This is a genomic window from Virgibacillus ndiopensis, from assembly GCF_900187325.1.
Taxonomy (GTDB): domain Bacteria; phylum Bacillota; class Bacilli; order Bacillales; family Amphibacillaceae; genus Virgibacillus_E; species Virgibacillus_E ndiopensis.
Genome location: NZ_FZMZ01000004.1, coordinates 878,706 through 896,763, shown reverse-complemented (window position 1 = coordinate 896,763; position 18,058 = coordinate 878,706). Strand labels below are relative to the sequence as shown.

13 protein-coding genes and 1 pseudogene are annotated in these 18,058 nt (G+C 34.1%); 10 read left to right on the top strand and 4 right to left on the bottom strand.

The window, feature by feature from the left end; genetic code table 11:
• Positions 1-57: 57 nt before the first annotated feature.
• Positions 58-1,191 (top strand): MFS transporter, encoded by a 1,134-nt coding sequence (locus tag CS937_RS06855; protein ID WP_099157683.1) that lies wholly within the window; start codon positions 58-60, stop codon positions 1,189-1,191.
• 628 nt (positions 1,192-1,819) lie between these two features.
• Here CS937_RS06855 and CS937_RS06850 read toward each other — a convergent pair.
• Entirely contained in the window at positions 1,820-2,515 is a 696-nt protein-coding gene (locus CS937_RS06850; RefSeq protein WP_099157682.1) for an SDR family NAD(P)-dependent oxidoreductase, read from the bottom strand.
• A 475-nt stretch (positions 2,516-2,990) separates the two neighbouring features.
• Between CS937_RS06850 and CS937_RS06845 the strand changes: the two genes are divergently transcribed.
• The 4 genes from CS937_RS06845 (at position 2,991) to CS937_RS06830 (ending at position 6,730) form a co-directional block, all read left to right on the top strand.
• Complete coding sequence (locus tag CS937_RS06845) at positions 2,991-3,863, top strand: AraC family transcriptional regulator (protein ID WP_099157681.1); 873 nt, start codon at positions 2,991-2,993, stop codon at positions 3,861-3,863.
• Positions 3,864-4,257: 394 nt separating this feature from the next.
• Positions 4,258-4,923, top strand: a complete 666-nt coding sequence (locus CS937_RS06840) for a lysozyme inhibitor LprI family protein (RefSeq protein WP_099157680.1) — start codon at positions 4,258-4,260, stop codon at positions 4,921-4,923.
• A gap of 390 nt (positions 4,924-5,313) precedes the next feature.
• A complete protein-coding gene (locus tag CS937_RS06835) occupies positions 5,314-5,841 on the top strand; it encodes a sigma-70 family RNA polymerase sigma factor (protein ID WP_099157679.1) in 528 nt (175 codons plus the stop codon).
• Complete coding sequence (locus tag CS937_RS06830; RefSeq protein ID WP_176555772.1) at positions 5,831-6,730, top strand: LCP family glycopolymer transferase; 900 nt, start codon at positions 5,831-5,833, stop codon at positions 6,728-6,730. The genes CS937_RS06835 and CS937_RS06830 overlap by 11 nt, the downstream gene beginning before the upstream one ends.
• Positions 6,731-7,495: 765 nt before the next feature.
• Here CS937_RS06830 and CS937_RS06825 read toward each other — a convergent pair.
• The gene (locus tag CS937_RS06825) at positions 7,496-7,990 is read right to left on the bottom strand and encodes a hypothetical protein (RefSeq protein WP_099157677.1); all 495 of its coding nucleotides are present in this window, start codon (positions 7,988-7,990) and stop codon (positions 7,496-7,498) included.
• 378 nt (positions 7,991-8,368) lie between these two features.
• Here CS937_RS06825 and CS937_RS06820 point away from each other — a divergent pair.
• From CS937_RS06820 to CS937_RS06810, 3 genes and pseudogenes are all read left to right on the top strand, one after another.
• Positions 8,369-8,956, top strand: a pseudogene (locus tag CS937_RS06820) (GNAT family N-acetyltransferase).
• A gap of 14 nt (positions 8,957-8,970) precedes the next feature.
• On the top strand, positions 8,971-9,531 hold the full coding sequence (locus CS937_RS06815) for a DinB family protein (protein ID WP_099157676.1): 561 nt from the start codon (positions 8,971-8,973) through the stop codon (positions 9,529-9,531).
• Between the two features lie 42 nt (positions 9,532-9,573).
• Positions 9,574-10,266, top strand: coding sequence for an aspartate/glutamate racemase family protein (locus CS937_RS06810; RefSeq protein WP_099157675.1), 693 nt, complete (start codon positions 9,574-9,576; stop codon positions 10,264-10,266).
• Between the two features lie 234 nt (positions 10,267-10,500).
• Here CS937_RS06810 and CS937_RS06805 read toward each other — a convergent pair whose 3' ends face one another.
• Positions 10,501-11,991, bottom strand: a complete 1,491-nt coding sequence (locus CS937_RS06805) for a DHA2 family efflux MFS transporter permease subunit (RefSeq protein ID WP_425445451.1) — start codon at positions 11,989-11,991, stop codon at positions 10,501-10,503.
• Positions 11,992-12,218: 227 nt separating this feature from the next.
• Between CS937_RS06805 and CS937_RS06800 the strand changes: the two genes are divergently transcribed.
• Positions 12,219-12,803 (top strand): TetR/AcrR family transcriptional regulator, encoded by a 585-nt coding sequence (locus tag CS937_RS06800; protein WP_099157674.1) that lies wholly within the window; start codon positions 12,219-12,221, stop codon positions 12,801-12,803.
• 1,326 nt (positions 12,804-14,129) lie between these two features.
• Here the strand turns inward: CS937_RS06800 and CS937_RS06790 are convergent.
• Positions 14,130-15,047, bottom strand: a complete 918-nt coding sequence (locus CS937_RS06790; RefSeq protein ID WP_099157672.1) for a class I SAM-dependent methyltransferase — start codon at positions 15,045-15,047, stop codon at positions 14,130-14,132.
• Positions 15,048-15,553: 506 nt separating this feature from the next.
• On the opposite strand from CS937_RS06790, the gene CS937_RS06785 reads away from it, so the two are divergent.
• On the top strand, positions 15,554-17,938 hold the full coding sequence (locus CS937_RS06785; RefSeq protein WP_099157671.1) for a polyprenyl synthetase family protein: 2,385 nt from the start codon (positions 15,554-15,556) through the stop codon (positions 17,936-17,938).
• Positions 17,939-18,058 lie beyond the last annotated feature (120 nt).

The window sequence follows — 18,058 nt, the reverse complement described above, 5'->3', positions numbered from 1 at the left end:
CCCTATTTTTTTACTCATTTATTATAATGAACGTTATATATAAAAGGGGTTGTCGATATGTATGAAAAGAAATTGATTGTTGTTGGTTTACCAATGATTGCTGTGACGTATGGTTTATCTCGATTTAGTTATGGTTTAATGCTTCCATATATTAATGAAACGATGAATATGGCACAGTCCACTAGCGGTGTCATTTCGTCTCTGTCATACATCGCTTACTGTATTTCAATCGTATTAGCAATGGTATTTTCTAATAGAATTTCCTCAAAGGCTATACTTGTCATAGCTGGATTATCATCGATAATTGGTTTGGGGATTATCTCAATCTCGTTTAATCCGGGTGTACTAAGTCTAGGTATATTTTTGGCAGGACTAAGTACGGGTTTTTCATCCCCACCATACGCTAATATTGTTGACTTAAATGTAGAAACAAGATTACAGAATCAAACTAATTCTTGGATTAACTCTGGTACGAGTATTGGCACAGCATTTACTGGAGCAGTTGCCATCTTAATGTCAGATAGCTGGAGAGAAACGTATTTTATATTTATGGTAATTGCTACATTTGTATTAATTGCTAATTACAATGTACTGCCAAAGAATCAACCTTTAAAAGAAAACGTAATAGTTGGTTTCTCGAAAGAAGAGGGGAGAAGAGCCACACCGTTAATTCTGGCTTCTTTATTGTTAGGAATATCCTGTTCAGCCTATTGGACATTTTCAAGAGACTTTATGTTTCAGATAGAGAATGTTCCTTTATACCTCGGAGAGTGGTTCTGGGTAATTATTGGAATAGCAGGGCTATTAGGGGGAACTGCCGGTGTATTTGTAAATAAATATGGTTTAATGCCTGCATACAGGATTTCTGTATTAGCACTTTCAACCTCGTCTCTCCTATTAGGTACATTTGTAGATTATATTATAATAGGGTGGCTATCACCAGCCCTTTTTGGTAGTTCGTATATTTTTATGACAGGTGTTTTAATCGTATGGGGGATTTCCGTGTTTAAATCAAACCCATCATTTGGCCTAGGTATACCTTTCTTGATACTAGCACTTGGTCAAGCAATAGGGTCCATTGTCTCCGGGGTAATCGCAGATTTATCGGGGTATCATGCTCTATTTACAGGTGCTTCTATAATGGGTTATGTAGCATTAGTATTCAAACACAAAAACACAGAGGTATCTTGATTTTATAGGGTGTATTAGTTAATAGTGAATATATTCTTACGGCTTCATGTGGAGTTAGATTCTTTTCATCGTGATACCGGGATTAAATATAGTGACAGCTTCTTTATTGAAGGAGGACTATTTAGATTGATAAAAGGGAGGTTATAATAAAAAAATTGAGAAATATCTTATTATTAATTCTGAAACTCTTCTTTCTACTATGTCTAACTAAAAAATAAATCTGCTAGTTAAAAAATACATTTGTTAGTCCAACCCTGATTTCGCAAAAAATTTTACGATATCGGGGTCTTTTCATGCCTAAACCCATGTCATTCCTGAATTCTCTCTTTTCTCGGTTTTTTCTTATTTCACAAATGTTTTTTATAACTCCGAAAAAAGGGTGGAAAAAGGGTGAAAAGCAAGCGAAAAAAAGTCCATTTTTGATCCGCAAATCCTTCAAAATGAGTGTTCCGTAGCAAAACTTTATTTTAACGCTAGCGGTGGAATGCGGGTTTGAGGGGTGGATTTTAGCAGGGGTTTATTTTGGTTGCACATAGTAGAAAAAGCTGATTCCTAATTAGGTAAATCAGTTTTTTACGCACCATCAATTTGGCATGGAATCAGCTAAGTTTATACTCTACATTAATCCTTACCATGGCATAAAGCCATCTTTCATTAGCATTTGTCCATGATGCCATTTACCATCTGTTGCGTACTCAACAATTATTTTAGCACCTTCTGCTGGCGTTTTTCCAAGCGGATAATGATCATTTAGATCTGTAGATGTTGGTCCAGGCGTTACGGCGAAAATTTGTGCTTGTGTATCTTTAAGTTCACGAGCAAAACCAACCAACATGGCATTGTTTGCTGTCTTTGAAGTGTTATACGTAAATGAATTTGGTAGAATACCTTGTGAAAGAATAGCTAAGGAAGCCATTTCCATCGTGACGTTTAGTATAATACCTTCATTTTCTTTAATCAATGGTAGGATTCCACGTGTTAGTTCAAAAGTCCCAAAAAAGTTTACTTCAAATGCTTCTCGTAAATCCAGCATATCTGTCTCCGTTGGACCATGTTCCATATTGCCACCAATGCCAGCATTATTTACTAGTAAGGATAAATCGGAATGTTCCTTTTTAACCTCTTGTATAGCTTGATGAATACTGTCTGCACTGCTCAAGTCGAGCTGAATAAAGCTAACGTTTTCTTCCAACTCATCTGCAGCCGCTTTTCCACGATTTATATCACGAGCTCCAAGTAATACATGGAAGCCTTTCTCAATCAATTGTTTGGCAATTTCGAAGCCAATTCCTTTATTTGCTCCAGTAACTAATACCTTTTTCAATTTTATTCTCCTTTCTCTCTATTTAATATTTTGTTTTTGGACTGAATCTAATAGTGGTTCAGTTTTTTTCACTCAATATCCTTTCAATACTTTGTCTAATAAGGGTTCAATCGTTTTTTATTTTTTTGTCAATTCAGTTGTGGATCTCATTGTTTGAATCCGTAGATTTTATGTTTTTTAATTGAAATATAGCAATTTTTTCATTGTTTTATCTGGATTCTTTCTCCATTACGTTTTAAAACTGTAAAATAGAATTGTAGAAGGTTACATTAGATAATTTTGGTTATATAGTAATTTTATTGAATAAAAGAGTGGTATTTGAGCAATGGGAACTTAATTGAAAATCATTGATATTATTTGGCCTAGATAATTTATAATGGACTAATAATCTATATCCGACAATAACCGTTTCTTTTAAATCGGGTATTAATTTTTGACCGTTATTATAATTAACACAGATAGGAGGGAAAAAGAGATGCTAAAAAGTATGAACGAGGCGCTAGATTATATTGAATCACAATTGTATGACGAGGTTGATTATAAGGAATTGGAGAGAATTACAGGAACTTCTGTTTATCATTTTCGCAGAATGTTTTCATTTCTTTCTGGTATGTCATTAGGTGAATATATACGTAATAGAAAATTATCTAACGCTACTTTTGACTTGTTACATCAAGGAATGAGTGTAACAGAGACAGCATTTAAATATGGTTATGAATCAGTTGATGGATTTTCACGTGCCTTTCGGGAATGGTCGGGAATTAGCCCTTCAGAGGTCAAAAAGACAAATATGCTTAAAGCATTTCCAAAGCTCTCCTTTCAATTAACGATTCAAGGAGGAATAAATATGGAGTATAGAATCGAAAAAAAAGAACCATTTAAGATTGTTGGGGTGAAAAAGAGAGTTCCGATTCAATTCGAAGGAGAAAATCAAGAAATAATAAAGTTAGCTAAGAGTATTACACCGGAACAAAGAAAAAAACTACACACCTTTGCAAACATGGAACCAAATCAAGTTGTGAATGCCTCATATAATTTAGATGATGGATGTATGGAGGAAAAAGGCAGTCTTGATCATATGATTGGCTTTTTAACCACAAAAGAGGAAGATTTTGATGGTTTTGAAGTAGTAGAAGTCCCAGCTTTAACTTGGGCAATATTTTCATCTAAAGGTGAATTTCCAAAGGTCATGCAAGAGACCTGGGCGAAAATGGCTTCAGAGTGGCTTCCTTCTTCAGATTATGAATTAGTAGAAGCTCCTAATATTTCATTTACAAGAGATTTGTCAGACAGAAATAATGTTTATAGTGAAATTTGGGTCGCTGTGAAGAAGAAAGGTAAAATTTAACAAGTAGACACAACATTAGGTGATATGGTGTAACCTGGATATTTAATCAATTTTCATGTGAAAAAGTTAGTCTTACTGTTAATTAGGTCGTTTTCAAACATTAATCAATCGTTTTACCAATCAAAAATCAATGCAAACGTGGGCTGGATCTTATACGAATCCAGTCTCTTTTCTTTGATTCAATCTTTTTAATATGATGGAAGGGGGTTTGAAAGAAAAAGAGGAATAGGTAATCGATGGTCAATTAGAATTAAGTCAGCTATAAATATGAAATATATGGTAAAATGCAAAGAGAAAGAGTTTATAAAAAATTTTTAAACTATTGACAGGATTGTTGAGAAAGCAATAAAGTATACATTTGAAAGCTAGATTACAGAAGAAAGGAAGTACTATTATGAAAAATAATCGGAATTTTTTAATGGTAATGTTAACAGTAGTATTAGTAATATTGGCTGCTTGTGGAAACTCATCTGATGAGTCAAATGCTAAATTGAGCAACCAGTCATCAAATAACAGTTCGACTCAAAATGCAAATGGCGACTCATCAAACAATGACTTAACAAATTCAGATAATAATACTATAGAAAACTCTCCAGATACTGACGATACCCAGTCTAATGACCAAGAATATATTTCTAATAATACATCTTCAAATTCAAATGATGGAGAGTCGCTGGAGTCCAGTAATAGTGATAGTGAAGTTACCGAAAGTGAAAAGGAAGAATATCTCAAGAAACTGAATAAAATGGAAGAATCAGATAGGCACGCCGAAGCTGGAACAACAATGTTAGAGTTGGAGGAACAAGAGTCAGAGAGGTACAAAAAATGGGATTTGGAGTTAAACGAAATTTACGGAGTCTTAAAGGAACAGTTTAGTAAAGAACAGATGGATAAATTAAGGGAAGAACAACGAAATTGGATAAAACAGAGAGATGAAGCCGCGAAAGAAGCATCACTAAAATATAAAGGTGGTTCGCATGAATCCTTAGAATATGTGGCTACGCAAGCAACTCTTACAAGAGAAAGATGTTATGCGTTAGTTGCAAAATATATGAAGTGATTTTTCAACATTTAAGTCATTCATCCAGTAACTTGATTCAGTATGAAGATGGCAATTTGGTTTGTAAAATATCGTATTTGTAATTTTAGTTGTTATTTATATTTCACATAAACTAAATGGTCGATTATTCAACAACTCTATCTTCCAACGTTTGTTTCAAAACCATAAATTTAGATTAAGTTCATTAAAATGTGTTAACAAAAATTGAGCATTATTTGCAAGGTTTACGTAATCTTGTAAATTAATGCTTTTTCTTTTTTCTTTACATATAGTATTCAGTTTAGGCAGACGTAACAAGTGAGAATTAAAAATGATTACTAAAGTATTCTGAAACAATTTTCGTTCGGTCATCGTCTAAAGGTCAATTACGGTAGGAAAAGAGGTGAAATTATGGAAAAAGGTAGAAAAGAGGAATTGTTAGAAGAAATAATGATAGAACATGGTAGTGATTTGGTTAGATTGGCATTTAATTACGTGAAAGACAAAGAAACTTCAAAAGATATGGTACAGAATACCTTTATTAAATGTTATGAGAACATGGACAACTTTCGTTTTGATTCAACGGTAAAAACTTGGTTATATAGAATAACAATTAATCAGTGTAAGGATTATTTAAGAAGTTGGCATTATAGAAAAGTTCATGCTAAGAGTTCATTTGGAAGTGCTATCACCTCCTTGTTTCCCTCAACAGAAGATAAGGTGATAAAAGATTTAGAACACAAAGAGATGAAAGATTTTATTTTTTCTTTACCAAAAAAATATCGGGAAGTTATCTTTTTGTATTACTATAAGTCTTTATCCATTGGTGAAATAGCTGAAGTAACAGAACTGAATATTAATACAGTTAAAACAAGGCTAAAAAGAGCAAAACAAAGGTTAAAAATTTTAATTGAGGAGGCAAATGTTTATGGACAATAAGTTTCAAAAGGAATTATTTTCTTATATGGAAGAGGAAGATTTAACCTTTAATAAAGAAGACAGGATAGAAACCTTAAAAGAAATTCAAGAAAATAATAATAAAAAACAATACAAAAATATCACTATTTTCTCTATTGGTAAACGTTACATAGGTCCTATATTAGGTACTGTGATGGTAATGTTCTTAGCAATTGGCTTATTTATACCGAACCTATTTTCAGGTAATGAAATTAGTCAAGAAAATCCAAATAAACAACGAGCAGCATCTCAACAAGATGATTTTTCTTTTTCAGCTTTAATAATTGGTGAAAATTCATCTGATAATAGTAATCATCGTAGTAATATTACTATGTTACTTACTTATAATAAAAATGATAATAGTATGAAATTAGTACCAATTCCTCGGGATGCTTATGTTGAAATATTTAATTCGGAAGGAAAAATGATTGGCAAGGATAAGTTAATGAATGCATCCGCTTTAAATTCAACACATATACCAGTTTTGAAGACAGTATCTAATCTCTTTGATATTTCAATTGATTATTATTCAGTAATACGAGAAGAGGATATATATACAGGATTAGGAATAAATAAAGATGATATAAAGGTTAATTCTACTCAATTAAATGAACTGGGAGACTTAATAGAAGAAAGATTATCCTTTTCTCAAATTAAAAATCTCATAGAAGAAAGTGAAACGACTAATATACCAAAAGACATATTTAATCAATTCCAAATGAAGGATAGTAATTCTGAATCTATTCAAGTGATCAATATGGAAAAGGGGATAGAAGAAACATTTATTAATGGTATCTATTACGTACAGATTAATCAAAACCTATTAGAAAAGACCTCTAATACTTTAAAACAGCATTTGAGAGACAAATAGTGAGAATAATTTCTACAATAGCAAAGCGTAATAAAGTTTTGTGTAAATGGATATACCTTCCAATAAGGAGATGATCAATTTATCCAAGACTTTTTACGCTCTCAAATGTAACCCATAGTTCCCCAACCCTCTAATTTTAATATTCCTATAAAGTGTTTTTTGCTAGACCCATCGTCCATGCTCAATTCTTGTAATCGTATAATCTAATTTTTACTTGGTGGTACCAAAACTTTTATGCTTCAAAACTTCCAAAAGGAACTAAAGTTTATACACCAAATGACAAGGAATATAAAAAGGATGATACACCTAACATAGTAATCGTTGAATATAACAAAGCATTATTAGTTTATCACGCCTTAATTGAAGGTTAAGTTTCTTATTCAACGGGCGACTTAATGGAAGTAGTAATAATGAACTTGCACTTAATAGTGGTAGGCTTGTAGATAAATTAAAAAGAACGTACCATCGAAAAATTTCTCCAATAGCTTATTTCCCCCTCTTAATCTAGTGTAATTTATATATGGTCAGAACTACTTTTTTATGACCAGGTCCACATATGCGAAGTAAAATAAGGAGAGGGGATATAAATGGGCACATTTTTAACCTTTGTCTATTGGAAGAAATCAAAAAATAAATAGTTCTGTTTGTAAGGAAACGAGTGCAAGAAAAAGGAGAACTACTAGATCAGCTCTCCAATTTTACAAACTTTTGCATAAAGCAGATCTGCACCCAAAAACTTTGTGGCTTTATCTGATCAAAGATGCCTTATTTTACGAAAGAATGTTTGTAATACTTTATAAAACCGATAAACATGAGAATAGAACCGATGATGTTAAAGGCAACACGGAATCCATGAACGACAAGAAACTCTTTGGCTGTCTGTTTTAAAAATTCAATAGAATGAACAGCTTTCCCCTCGATAAACATAATTTCATTACGGGGCCATTCAAAAATCATCGAAGTAACTCCCTCTAAGAAAATCATACCCATGCTAAGCAAATTCCAATAACGTGCGTGCTTCGCTTTCCATGCTAAAATAGATGCTAATATCCCGGTTACTATACTAGACAATCCTAAAGGTGGAAAGTAAGTATGTGGGCTTGCCACTGCCATAAAATCTAAACTTACTTCAAAGGATTCTGGGATGTTTTGAAAAATATTTGGATAAACCATGAACGTATCTAACAAAATACTTCCTAACATAATCCATTGAATCCATAAATGGGATACTAATGATAAAGTTGTAACTTTTCGCAACATATTACTGCTCCTTTATGATTTAATTATTTCTTTAAAACAGGATCAAATTCCCTGTCAGAATCATGAAACTATCATAAGCAACAAGCCTTAAATTCGTATTAGGCATTTCTTAATAAAACCTTAAATCTAAAAGTTGCAGATGTTTTTTTAGCTTTATAAAAAACAGATAACAAAGGAAATAATGAGACTATGCTATTTTGTAGCTACTTAATAAATGGGTAGTTAGGATTAAACAAGAAGATTACCATTTTGTCGATCCTTCTTTTCTTTGTGTCTCAAAATTCAAACTTATACAATTGATTGTTGGAGTATTATGTTAATATTGAATTATACATAACTCAGTACAGAATGTGTGTCTGCAAAGGGAGAGGGCAAGGGATGGATAAGAACAATTTATTTACAATAGACTGTGGGGAAATTTTATTAAGAGAGTTTAGAATTGAAGATGTTGATGCTATTTATGAACTTACCTCGCAACCTGAAGTTTATGAATTTTTGCCAGATTGGTGGTCAACAAGAGAACAACGATTAAACTGGGTAATAAATTATGAAGTACCATCAAATAAAGGGTTTTTAAGAGCAGTGCCTAATGTCAGTGGTCAGAATTAATTGAAGTTGGGGATTGTATTAAAGGAAACTGGCAAATTTATTGGTTTCTGTAATACAGGTATTAAAGAAGAGCTGCAAGCACCAAATCGAGAAATTGCTTATGCCATTTCAAAGCATTACAGAAATCGAGGATACACAACAAAAGCAGTAAAAGGATTGATAAAGTATTTGTTTGAGAATACAAATATTGACTTATTTAATACCGTTGTATTACATCACAACGTCAGCTCAAATAAGGTTATACAAAAATGTGGTTTTCGTTTTAGTGGAGATATAGAAATTGATAATCAAATGCATTATCATTACATACTTAATAAAGAGGCTTGGATAAGCAATCAAACAAAGACGATAAAATGAGGAGTGTGAGTAGAATGGATGTATTAGCTCGACAATATGATTGGATTAGGCAAACAAGGGAGTTGCTCTTTCAATTCTGTGAGGTTATGACTTTAGAAGATTATACTAAGGACATTGATAGTTTTGGAGGAGATTCGATTCGAGATATTCATGTCCATGTTGCGGAATGTTATCAACACTGGCTCGGAAATATTGCGATGAAAAAAGGGATCAATCCAGTAAAGCCGGATTCAATTAATAGTGTGGCTGATTTACGTCATGTTTTTAAAGAAACGGATAGACTTGTTGAAGCGTTTCTTCAGGAATATGAAGGAAGGTGGGACCTTACGATTTCCAGAACTGTATCTTGGCAGGAGAAACCTATCGAATATACAACGTTGTGGTTGTTTACTCACACCATAACACATGAGTTTCACCACAAAGGACAAATTGTTAAGATGGGAAGACTATTGGGCTATATTCCTCCTGATACAGATCTTATAGAGAGATGGACTGCTTTCAGTGATCACTGGTCACCTAAAGTTATTAGTGAAATGAATTCCGATTTAACTGCTGAAAACAATGTCTGGATTTAAAACGTAATGAGTTTGGACTTTTTTATATGGGAGGGGGATAAAATGAAAACGATTGGCCTGATTGGTGGCATGAGTTGGGAATCATCAACTGAATATTATCGCTTGATAAACGAAGAAGTAAAGGATAAGTTAGGTGGACTTCATTCAGCAAAGTGTATTCTATATAGCGTTGACTTTGAAGAAATCGAAAGTTATCAAGCTCAAGGTGATTGGGAAAGTGCTGGTCAACGTTTAGGGGATGCAGCACTTTCTCTGGAAAAAGCAGGAGCGGACTTTATTGTTATTTGTACCAACACGATGCATAAGGTCATAAATGAAATCGAAGAAAAAATAAGTATACCTATATTGCATATTGCTGATGCAACAGCGAAAGAAATACAGAAATTCAGGTTAGATACAGTTGGATTACTGGGGACCAAATATACAATGGAGCAAGATTTTTATAAATCAAGAATTGAAGCAAATGGTATAAAGGTAATAACTCCAGATAAAAAGGATATTGAACGGATAAATACAGTAATTTATGAGGAACTATGCTTAGGTAAAATAAAACAAGTATCAAAAGAATATTATAAAAGAGTTATGGAACGTTTAGTTAATAAGGGAGCACAGGGAATAATATTGGGTTGTACAGAAATTGGATTATTGGTAAAACCAGAGGATTCAGTTGTGCCACTGTTTAATACTACAATCATTCACGCTATTGAATCGGTGAGTAAGGCAATTGGAGAATAGTAGAAAACTGAGATAAACAGTGGGGAAGCCTAGAAGGTTCTTCCAAGTGGTAACATATTTATTATTAAAACCTAACAAAAACAAGGCAACCCCCTATGGTGTTGCCTTTTCCTGTTCTTTGATATTTCGGCTGATTTAGTAAAAATCAATGTGTAAACGACGTTGATGTAAAGGGAAAGACATTCCCCTTTACAAATGTGGTGAATTTATAGCAAGATCGCTAGATTCATTTTTTTATGCTTCTTTGGTTAATTGACTTTTCACTGCTACGTTTGGCTTTTCTTCTGGTGCTTGTTCAACACGCTTGATAAAGAAAGCAAGCAGTAAACTGATTACACCGAATAGAAGAATAACAAAATATGCGTCATTTATCCCCTGGATTGAAGCTTCCATAACCATATGTTCTTTTGTTTCACCATTTGCTCTGCCTGTTAAATCCTGGAGATGAGACTTAGTACTGTTCGTCATTATAGTTACAAGTAAAGAAGTACCTATGGCGCCAGCCACTTGTCTAACGGTGTTGGAAATAGCAGTTCCATGAGCGTTAAGACTAGGCGGTAATTGATTTAAACCCGCTGTTTGTATCGGCATTAGGAACATCGCCATCCCAATACGTCGTCCCGTATACATCAGTATGAGAAACAAATAAGTAGTTGAGTCTGTCAAATTTGTATAGCTTAAGGTTGTAACAAGAATAATGGCTATGCCGATGATTGCAAGCCATTTTGCCCCAAACCGATCAAATAGTTTACCAACGCCAGGACTTAATAAGCCCATTAGAAGTGCACCAGGTAGCATCATTATACCAGATTCTAAAGCGGTGAAGCCCCGAGCATTCTGTAGGTATAAAGGTAGTAGGATCATATCTGCATACATCATAATGGTTACACCTATATTTATAATGGTTGTTAAGGAAAACATGTTATATTTAAAGGCTCTGAGATCAAGGAATGGATTATGGGAAGTCAACTGCCGCCATGCAAATAGGATAAGGGCAAGAACACCGACACTAAGAGAAACTACCACCTCTGTATTTGTCCAACCCAGGGTACCAGCTTGACTGAAGCCATACAGTAGAGTCCCGAACCCAAAGGTTGATAGAACTAGACTGATAAAGTCAGCCTTAGATTGAATCGTTTCGGATACATTTTTCAAATAAATAAACCCGCAAATTATTATAATAACCGTAAATGGAATCATACCGTAAAACAATGCTTGCCAGGGAAACGTCTCAAGAATGTAACCGGCAAGAGTAGGCCCGATTGCCGGGGCAAAAATAATCGCAAGTCCAACAAAGCCCATAGCCGATCCTCTCTTATGTGGAGGGAATAGCGATAAAACAACATTCATAAGCAGCGGCATAATTATCCCAGCCCCAGCTGCTTGAATTAGACGCCCAGTCAACAGGATAGGAAAGTTGATTGCAATGGCAGATACAATCGATCCGGCAAGAAAAATAAACATCGAACTTTGAAATAGCTGCCGAGTGGTAAATCGCTTCATTAAAAACCCTGTAATTGGAATCAAAACACCATTTACCAACATATAACCAGTTGTCAGCCACTGAGCTGTTGAAGCTAAAATATTAAAATTCTCCATTAATGTTGGAAGAGCGACGGTCATGATCGTTTGGTTAAACGTGGCAAGAAAAGCACCAAAAATCATAATGCTCAGGACTGGTCCTTTTCTTATTGTACTAATGTCTATTGTTGTACTTTTACTCACCCAACTTCATCCTTTCGCATCTCTTATAGACTAAATTTACAATGTGTCGTATAATCAACAAAGCATAAATTACATTATAAGCGCAATAAATTCTGCTTACAAGCTACAAATTTTAATAAAGTGTTTATTAGTTTACACAAAGGTATATTTTGTAGCTTATTTTAAAGATAAACGACGTAAATAATGAAATTGTAGCTTAGTTTGTATAAGGAAAGGAAATTGATACGATGAATAATAAAAAGCAGGATACTGATCCTCGTATACTCCGCACACGTCAATTAATTAGAGATGCCTTTGTTGAGTTGCTTCAGGAAAGGGACGTTGAGAAAATATCTGTAAATCGTCTCGCAGAACGCGCAACTATCAATCGTGTTACCTTTTATCTGCATTATCGAGATATACCAGATATGCTAGAAAAGATGGCGGATAATATGATTGAGGACATTTCTATCGTTTTGGACCAATCAACCGAAAGTCAGAGATCTGATGAAGAGACGAATTGGAGGAGTATGGAAAATGTCCTTAAATATATTGCAGAAAACGCAAATTTTTATAAAACTATTCTTTCATCTAGGCGAGTACCAATTTTTAGAGACCGTTTGTTAATGTTGTTGACTGATAAAATCGTTTCAGCTTTAGAAAATAAGGGGAGTGAATCCAACATTATAAAAGCCGGTATTAAAAAGGACGTTTTGATATGGTATGATTCTGCAGCTTTGATAGGTACGATCGTGGCTTGGCTTCAAAACGACATGCCTTATACACCATCCTTTCTAGCTAAACAATTTTCTTTACTTCACCATAGGGTCTGAACGTAGATTTAATCCTAAGTTGTTTTTCTTAGACGATTGTTGATTTTTAAAATGCTGAATTTTATCTAATAGTTGATATAAAATGCGGTGTAAGTGTTGTGTTAATTTCGCATTTTTTACTGCTATCTCCCCGCAGCTCGTACACACTCCGTTTTCTGGGGGCTGGAGAGCCTCCTCGTGCTGCCTTGTCTCGTATAGCTACTTTTTCTATTGGAACTACCATACCTAGGATACATTGTGCGCGCCTCATCAAAGTAAGTCCCAGGAAGTTTTAAACCGTCTTGATGTAACCTTTTGATTACATCAGGATCTATTTTCATTTTTAGACCTTCTACAAATACTACTACTTTCATATTCTTCCAATTTTTTAGTACAGCTGTCGCCTTCTTTGCTTCACATTGGACTTCTTTCAATTCTTTTAGTGCTTTAGAACAAACTATTGCATTCCATGCGGTTTTGTTTTTATCAATAGACCATCGATTCTTGAATGTATCTCTTCATGTCCTCTTTGTGTAAATACTGCAAATTTCCTTCGCACGAACTTATTGTCTGCCATGATAATTATTTTTTTATATAAAAAAACAAGGTACCAATTTAGGCACCTTGTCCAATTTTCTTAGTGATGACATTTTCTTTTCTTCTTCTTTTTAGGTTTCCGTTTTTTGTCGCAGGAATCGTAAATTGTAATTTTGAATTCACAACAACATCTACACTTTTCTTTGCAACAGGATTCGTGACCACTACAAGACATAGTTTACACCTCCTATTACAATATTCTATTTGTGAAAGATATTATGGAAACGGCAACAATCTTAGGAGAAGAGTATACTTTTCAATATTAACAAAAACACCTCATTGAGATGTCTCACTAAATTATATGCTAGATTTAAAAATTGGATCTCGAGTCAATTTTCCTTTAAAAACTCTGTTCTAATAGAGTAGTCCATGTAATAATTTCATCTTTACTTCTCTCTATTGCTATGCCTTAATATTCTTCTTTAGATGATACTATTGTTATTTCCCAGTTCCATGTGGTTAAAGTTATACCAAGTGAACCAAATGCCTTTTATCAACTATTTCAATTAAACACTGCGACTCTATATTATATCTCCTGATATTTTTCATCATAGCCTCCTATCTACTAAATTCAAACAGATAGGAAGATTTTCCTGCATCATTTCGTATTACTTCTAATTTCTCCACCTTTATAAAGCTTTTTCGCTTAAAGCGTCATGTGATCTGTTTTGATTAGCAGATTTATACTAATTAATTAATAAAAAAACCGCTCAATCATTCTAAACATTGAGCGGCAACGTAGTTTAAATATTATCTTTTTACAGCATGGATATAATGAATCGTTTCGAATGCAGATAAATAATCCTTCCGATTATTAAAGAAGTGGTCATTTATCGTAGCTGGTGATAAATGCTCATTAATTAGTAAACCTGCTTGTTCTAACACATTCTCAATTTCGTTATAAGTGTAACAAGACTTCATTGGCTCACCACTTGCTGCAGCCATTTTAACCATATTTTCAACTCTATTAGACTTTCCTTTTTCTTCAAAGAGTTTTTCGTCTGCATAATCAAAAACTATGGAACTTCCTGATGGGACTTTAGCAAATAAATTGCTAATCAAACTTGCATTTTCCTCTTTTGTTAAATAATAAGAAACCCCCAAAAGGCTAATGAAAGTCTTTTTATTATTATCAAATCCCTCATCTATTAAATTTGGGTAAGAGAACGTATTGGTGAAGTCCATAGAAACAAAATGTAGATTACTAGGGAGCTTAAAATTGGCATTATCCAACCTTTTCTTTTTGAATTCCTGTGTAGCGGGATGATCAATTTCAATGATGTCTAAGCTGTTTTGCAATTCTGGATGACGGAAACAAAAAGTATCTAACCCAGCTCCAAGTATGACATACTGTTTTAATCCTAACTTAACTTCATGAAGCAATGTCTTTTCGCAATACGCAGCACGTGCTAAGGGCGTTGGAGAAAGCTGGACTTGTGTAATCCATTTTAATATTTCATCTGGATTATCTTGAAACCTCTGAGCAATATCTTTGTTGAAAAACTGTATACCTTGAATCATATTATCACTGATGTCTGAATACTCTTTTTTGGAAATTAGGTCTTTTGCAATAAAATCATCGAAAATTTTTGGTGTGTCATATAGACTATGATACGCTCGACCAAAAGCTGATACTAAGGAAGTTATACTGGATTCACTATGCTTCATACAATTATCCTCCTTGTATAAAAAAATAAGATTCCCCCGGCCAGGAGAATCTTATTATACATGTCAAAATAATAACTGTAAATTATAGCATAAAATAATTTTTTTGTCAATAAATAACGATTGAAATTAGTATTTTTTACTGGTGTCAAGTTGTTTGGATGAATCAACTATTCCGGTTGCTGATGCTTTCAAGATGCACGATTATCCTTTCAATAGAGGGGGATCCATTTAAATTGAGTATCGATGCTGAGTTCTAAACACTCTGGATATATCACCAGCCGCTAACACTTTAGTAAAAAAAAGAGGTGAAAGATATAAAAGATATCGGAATAAACTCGTAAACCTTGGATACATTGTACATGATGGAGAAACACGACAATCCCTGCAGAAGGTACAAAAAATGATTAATAGTTATAAAAATGTTACTTTTAGATTATATATAAATTACTTTGTTATAAAAGAAATCAATATCAGAATTTTAATATGGATTAAGTAGAGGTATTAGTATGCATGAAAAATTAAGAAAGAATGCCGATAGTATCTATCGGGAGGCTGAGCAGAAAGCTGCGCGTTATTTTAAATCACTTTATAAGCAAGTCCTGGAAAAGACATTTGTTCCAATCCTAACTGATGATATAAAATCGTGGAAACATAACCATATTCGCCATCATTCATTATTATCCTTTTTATCATTTTGGAAGAGAAAATCCAATGTTCAAGGGTATTATAACTATATTCGGTGGTTGAATTATACAAGGAAACTCGATGATTATTTGGATCGAAGTATCTCCTATGTTTTCATGCGAGATCTGGGAAGAGCATTGAATTCTCCTGATACACAGACCAGGATAAGTAGTATAGTTGGTAGTTTAAAGAATTATCTGATTCAATCCACTGAATTAGACCGGAAAGATAAAACGGACTCGTTTAGTATGGCTAGTTTGTACCGCATTGCCCAAAAGGAAGGCGTTGAATCTGCCATGATTTGGGTGGTAAACAAACTAAAGACTGTATCCTCTAATATCCCAAAGGAGATGGATGCTGATCAAGCTCAGCGAAAACTTATTAAACTTATTGCTGGAGTGGTAATGCAAGAGATCGAGGAGATGGGGGCTGAGGTGTCTCTTGAGGAACGTACTCAGAAACTTGATAAGGCCATTAGGCTAGGTTATTGCTATGGTCTGACATATCCCTTCATTGATGATCTTCTGGATTCTGGAGTCCTATCTGCTAAGGAAAAAAAGCAATATTCCAATTTGATACGTACTACCCTTATCACAGGGGCGATTCCAGAAATGGGTGAATGGGATGGAGAAAGAAAAGATCTGATTCAATATATTCATTCGGAACTCCAAGATGCATTTAAGTATATTAAAGCCCATCAACGACCAGAAACAAGAAAAGATTTTTTCGAGCATGCTTATGTATTTTTTAATTCCCAGGAAGTTGACCGTTTAAAGGATTTATCTAATGCACATTACACCAATGAAGAGCTTTATATACCAGTTATCTTGAAATCGGCTTCTTCACGATTGATTGCCCGTTCAGTAATTAGTGCTCCTAAAGATGAGGATATTGACAGTCGGACCTTCTATTATGGTATTTACAACCAATTGGCTGATGATTTTGCGGATATGTTTGATGATCTCAAGGATGGTTCAGTAACACCGTATACGTATTATATGAAGTATCATGATGAACGTCCAGATCTTATAAATCCCTTTGAATTATACTGGACGGTTATCTCTAATTTGATCCATAACGTTTACGATTCAGATCCTAAGACCTGTGAGGTGATTTTGGACCGAGTGATAAATGGTCTGAAACGATTTAAAGAACGCATGGGAACCGAGAAATACAATGAAGTTATGGAACTATTTGCTTCAGGGAATCCGACGTTCAATACAGTCATTCAAAGCATGGTTCGAAAAGCGGATGATGTTGATTTTTTCGATAAACTGCTTCGAGATCATATCCTTACAATACTGAAAAATGAGCGGAAGGAACGGGAAGAGTTTTTAGATACTATTGAGACCGTACGTAATGAAATTAATAACATCTTACCTATACCTAAAGAAGAAAATGATCCTTTGATAAAAGAGCCAATAATAGATGCTGCAAATTACAGTTTAAAAGGTAATGGAAAGCGTTTGAGGCCAATCATGACCTGGATAATGGGCGTTAATGAATATAGATTAGAAAGTTCAGCAATTGTACCCCTTCTAAGATCTCTGGAATACATGCATACGGCATCTCTAATCTTTGATGATCTGCCTTCCCAGGATAATGCATCTATTCGTAGGGGGAGACCAACACTACATCAGGTGTACAACATTGCCGTAGCAGAATTAACCGGTCTCTTTCTGACCCAAAAGGCTACCCAGGAACAAGCATCTCTTAACCAGTTTGATTCGAAGGCTGTGATTGATTTAATTCAATATTCATCCCAAATGACCGCTGATATGTGTAAAGGTCAGGTAATGGACTTAAATTCTAAAGGGAAACAATTAACATTGGAACAATTGAATAGGATGTCCTTTTATAAAACTGGTATAGCATTTGAAGCTTCCCTCATCATGCCGGCAATTATCGCACAAGTGGAGCAATCTGAAATTGCAGCCTTGAAAAAATTCGCTTATCATGCTGGCATTGCATTTCAGATTAAGGATGACTTACTTGATGTCGAAGGAGACTTGAATTTATTAGGGAAATTCACTAGCAAAGATGCTGAAAACAACAATTCGACATTTGTATCAATCCTAGGTTCTGATGGTGCTAGAAAAGCGATGTGGGAACATTATTGTCTTGCTACCGAATCGTTGCAAAAGGTACCACGGAATATTAACTTTTTAAAGCATTTGTTGAATTATATTGTGAACCGTGACTATTAAGAGATTAGTATATCTAATAGTAAAATAGATTTCTGATATCTGCGGTTGAATCGAGTAATTGGTGTTTCTTATTTTCTATCAAATGAAATTCAAAAGTTTGTAAATTACAACCATTATTGT